The organism is Mucilaginibacter sp. (assembly GCF_039935595.1).
Taxonomy (GTDB): Bacteria; Bacteroidota; Bacteroidia; order Sphingobacteriales; family Sphingobacteriaceae; genus Mucilaginibacter.
Genome location: NZ_JBDTJZ010000215.1, coordinates 1 through 5,259 on the forward strand (window position 1 = coordinate 1; position 5,259 = coordinate 5,259).

The following is a 5,259-nucleotide window of genomic DNA, read 5'->3' on the forward strand; positions in this document are numbered from 1 at the left end:
AGTTGGCCTTGGCTTTTTAAACGGCCGCGAGCGGATTGCGCCTATAAATGATAATATAATTGTATTAGCAGATTATTAGTTAGAGTCAAACAATAATAGCGGGGTGCTATTCCATTGGTAAGGTAAACCAAAAGGTGCTCCCATCACCCAGGGTACTTTCGGCGCCAATTTGGCCGCCATGGCGGTTAATGATCTCCGAACTGATGTATAAACCCAATCCTAAGCCCGAAAATTGATGGCCCAAAGCATCCACCCGGTAATATCGGTCAAACAAATGCGGTAATTTTTCGGGATTTATGCCAATACCAAAATCGCGTACAGCTACAGTAACATTATTTTGATCATGGGTAATCAATATCTCTACCTTTTTGGCCTGCGGCGAATACTTTACCGCATTACTTAGCAAGTTTACCATTACCTGGTCAATACGCCTGTAATCGGCGTCTACCAATAAAAACGAGCTGCCGGTTACCATAAATTCGTGGGTGCCTCCCGTGTGCAGGTGTTCGCAGCAATCTTTAATAAGTTCAGTAAGGTTAAAACTCGTTTTGTTTAAGGCTAACTGGCCCTGCTGTATTTTGGTAACGTTTAACAGATCATCTAACAGGTGTACCAATTTGGTTAAATTATTGCTGGCTTTATTAATAAACAAGGAAACTTTATCGGGCAGCTCCTCGGTTTTGGTCAACCTCTGCAATATCTGCATTGATGCACTTATAGATGTTATAGGCGTCTTTAACTCATGGCTGGCTACGCTTATAAACTCGTCCTTACGCTGCTGTAATTGGTAGTCTTCGGTTACATCTTCCATTATTCCGCTAAAACGTATGGCATTACCATCAGTATCAAATACCGCCTTACCTTTAGCCGCCACTATTCGTTCTATATTATCTTTGGGGTTTTTAATAGTGTAAACTATACTATAGCTACCATCCGAACCTTTTTCAAGCGCCTTTAATATGGCCTCAGCAACTTTAGCGCGGTCATTTTCAATAATAACATTAAGTGCATCTTTTAAATCTATTTCATTATGTTTTTCTACGCCAAACCATAATTTCAAGCGATCGTTACCAATAAAATGATTTGTTTTTGGGTTAAGGTCCCATGTGCCAAGCTCAGCCGATTCTATAGCAAACTCTAATTCTTTTTTTGCATACTGCAGGTCATTAATAGATTGTATCTGTGCTGTAGTTTCGGTACAAATAACCAATATTCCTCCCGGTTCACCATTGTCACCAATTACCCGGCTGTAACTAAATGTCCAGTAAACATCTTCCAGTTTATTATTTCGGTAAATAGGTATTAACTGATCCTCGCTCCATGTCGACTCGCCGGTTAACGTAACATGGTCTATTAAGGGCTTAATAACAGCCCATATTTCGGGCCAGCAGTCTTCGCCACGTTGCCCTAAAGCAGTAGGGTGTTTGCCGTTATTACCCAAACTTGGGCGATAGGCATCATTGTAAAATTGTATTAATTCAGGCCCCCACCATAAAAACATGGGGAAGCGCGAGTTTAATATAGTGCCAACCGTTGTTAACAGGCTTTGCGGCCAGGTATCGGGTATGCCAATTGCAGTTTTAGACCAATCAAACTCGCGGGTAAGACGGCCCAATTCGCCACCACCGATTAAATATTGCTGGTAAGATGTTAATTGATTATTAAGCACAGTTATTTATACGGATGAGATTGTATTTTATTACGGGTAAATATAATGACATGAAAACATAGTTAAGACAATAATGTTTCTGGTAATGGTATATCCCATTTGATATTCTATTGATTACATTTAAACTATCCTAAGCAACAAGCAAAATTATAATACCTATAAATTAGTAAATAATTGTAAATAAGTGGTTAAGGTGGTTTACCTGTGCAGCAATTTATATATTGTATTTATAAAACATATTTAATATTGTTTTCGTAAACATGATTATTACCTGCCTCGCTGATAAACCATCAATTACACAAAACATTAAGTAAATGGCTGATAGTAAATGGCCGATAATAATTAGTATAATAAAATGTACAAATTTTTAATATATAGGTATGGCCTGTTGTTATTTATAGGGTTAATCTCGGCTTTTTGTTGTCCGAAAACATATGCTCAACAACAATTATATGGAAAACAAAATGTAAAGTTTACGCATATAACAACGGAGGACGGACTTTCGCAAAGTACAGTTACCTGCATCCTAAAGGATAGGTATGGCTTTATGTGGTTTGGTACAGAGGATGGGCTAAATAAATATGATGGTTACCGTTTTACTACTTACCGAAAAAATTTAAGTGATAAAAGCAGTTTAGCAGGTAATAGTATTAGTTCGCTTTATGAAGATAAGGCGGGTAACTTATGGATAGGTACTAAAGAGGGGTTAAGCAAGTACAACCGTATCAATAATACCTTTATAAATTATTATGCTGATCCGGCAAACCCAAATACACTAACTAACTCAAGTATTAATACGATATGTGAGGGCGAAAATGGTAATATATGGGTGGGTACATATATTAATCTTAATCTGCTAAATCCAAAAACAAATAAAATAATACGTTTTATAGCAGATGGCAAGCCAGGCAGCCTAAGCTATACCCGTGTAACCGTTATTTTAAAAGATAGCCAGAAACGTTTATGGGTAGGCACAAACAATGGTTTGAACCTTTTTAATAAAAAAACCGGAAAATTTACTACGTACTATCATAATGCTCTTGATACAAATACGATTAACGGTAATTATGTTACGGTTATGGCCGATGCAGGACAGGGAAACCTTTTGATTGGAACCAACGACGCGGGGCTGGATGTTTTTAACCCCGGGACCGGTGTTTTTAGCCATCACGTACAGAAAAATGGGGATACTTTGAGCATAAGCCATAACAATGTTCATGCTATTGCGGTTACATCTGCCGGCAATTTTTGGATTGGTACCGAGGATGGACTTGATTTTTATACCACCCGTAAAGGTACATTTACTTCGTTTAAAAACTCCCCTGCTGATAATACCAGCTTAAGCGGGTCATCGGTAAGGGCCGTTTTGGTTGATGATTTAGGCACTCTGTGGGCGGCTGCAAGTTCGGCCGGTATAAGCAAGTACGACAAAAGCCTAACTTTATTTAAAGTGTACCGCTACCTGTATGGCGATAAGAGAGGGTTGTCAGGCAAAGAGGTAACTTCATTTGCTGATGCGGATAACGGGAACATATGGGTAGGAACCGATGGCGGTGGATTAAATTTATTTAATAAAAAGGATAATACGTTTACTTATTACTTGCACCAGGATAAAGTAAAGAACGGAATATCTGCTAATAATATACTTACCCTATTAAAAAGCAAAACAGGTAACCGTTTATGGATAGGGTCCTACACCGGCGGAGTGGATCTCTTTGATATTAATAAAAATTCATTCACCAATTTTACTAAAGGCAGCCGTGCAAACCAATTGTCAGATGAACACGTATTCGCCTTAATGGAAGATAGTAAAAATAATTTATGGATAGGCTCCAACGGAGGCGGTGTTAATATACTTGATCCCACTTTAAAAAAAATTACCAGGCTAAGAAGCATATATAACAATAGTAGTACTATAAGCAATGATGTAATACGCTGCTTTTATGAAGATAGGAATGGTGACGTATGGATTGGTACTTACAACGCCGGAATTAGTATTTACCATGCAGCAACACATACCATAAGTCGGCTTAACAAGGCTAACAGTAACCTGTCAAATAATATTATTTTTACTATTAAAGGCGACAAAAACGGTAACGTTTGGGTAGCTACAGGTGGCGGGTTAAACAAGTTTATACGGGGTAAAAACCAATTTATAGCCTATACAACTACAAATGGGCTGGCAAATAATAATATTTACAGTATGGTTTACGATGGCGAAACTTATATGTGGTTAAGTACCAGCATGGGGTTAAGCCGCTTTGATCTGCAAAAACATACATTTAAAAACTTTACGTTAAAAAACGGCTTGCAGGATCATGAGTTTAAATTAAATGCGGGTTTCATGTCTAGTGCGGGCGAAATTTACTTTGGCGGCATCAATGGTTTCAACACCTTTAACCCCAGGTTTGTAACCGAAAATAACAATATCCCCAAAGTAATTATAACGGGTTTTGAATTGTTTAATAAACCGGTAATAGCCGGGGCGGCTAATTCACCGTTAAAGCAATCCATTAGTGATACGCGGGCTATTACATTAAATCATGAACAGTCGGTATTTTCATTTGAGTTTGCCGCTTTAGATTATACTGTGCCTGAAGACAATAAATATGCCTATATACTTGAAGGCTTTGAAAAAGACTGGAATTATGTAGGCAGCCAACATAGGGCCACCTATACTAACCTTAATCCTGGCGAGTACACATTTAGGGTTAAGGCAGCTAATAACGATGGTGTTTGGAATGAAAAAGGTACGGCGATAAAAATAATAATTATGCCGCCTTTTTGGCTAACCTGGTGGTTTAAGGTATTGGTAGCATTATGTATAATTTTAATGCTATATATTATATATAGTTATAGGGTAAAAAATATTAAAGCCCAAAAGCTTGTACTTGAACGGCAGGTTACACAGCGTACAAAAGAGGTACTTAAACAGGCAGAAGATCTGAAAAAGTTAAACGGCGACTTGGTTGAGCAAACCGAAGAACTGCAAGCTTTAAACGAAGAACTGCATGAGCAGCGAATGCAGGAAGAGCATGCCCGTGCTGACGCCGAACAGGCACGATCAGATGCCGAACAGGCAAACAAAGCAAAAAGCATATTTTTAGCTACCATGAGCCATGAGATACGTACACCAATGAACGGTGTTATTGGCATGGCGGCACTACTTGGCGAAACCAACCTCACAGAAGAACAGCATGAATATGCCGAAACTATTATTCACAGCGGCGAGGCATTATTGAATGTTATTAATGGCGTGCTTGATTTTTCAAAGATCGAATCGGGTAAAATGGATCTTGACCCGCATGAATTTGAACTGAGGGAATGTATTGAAGAGGTATTTGACCTGTTTACCAAAAAAACAGCCGAAACTAATGTTGACCTTATATACCAAATAGATCATCGTTTGCCGGCATTACTTATTGCCGATGGTATGCGCCTGCGGCAAATATTAATTAACCTGATAAGTAACGCCATTAAATTTACACATCAGGGCGAAGTTTTTTTAAATGTTACGTTGGTTAACCAGATAGATAATGAGTTAGAACTGGCTTTTGAGGTAACAGACACAGGTATAGGTATACCTGCGG

2 protein-coding genes are annotated in these 5,259 nt (G+C 38.5%); one reads left to right on the forward strand and one right to left on the reverse strand.

Features of this window, described 5'->3' with window-relative positions; all coding sequences use genetic code 11:
- Positions 1-106 precede the first annotated feature (106 nt).
- Positions 107-1,669, reverse strand: coding sequence for a PAS domain-containing sensor histidine kinase (locus tag ABI367_RS15410; protein ID WP_462229274.1), 1,563 nt, complete (start codon positions 1,667-1,669; stop codon positions 107-109).
- 355 nt (positions 1,670-2,024) lie between these two features.
- On the opposite strand from ABI367_RS15410, the gene ABI367_RS15415 reads away from it, so the two are divergent.
- Positions 2,025-5,259 (forward strand): ligand-binding sensor domain-containing protein (locus tag ABI367_RS15415; protein WP_462229276.1); only part of this gene is annotated, 3,235 nt, incomplete at its 3' end.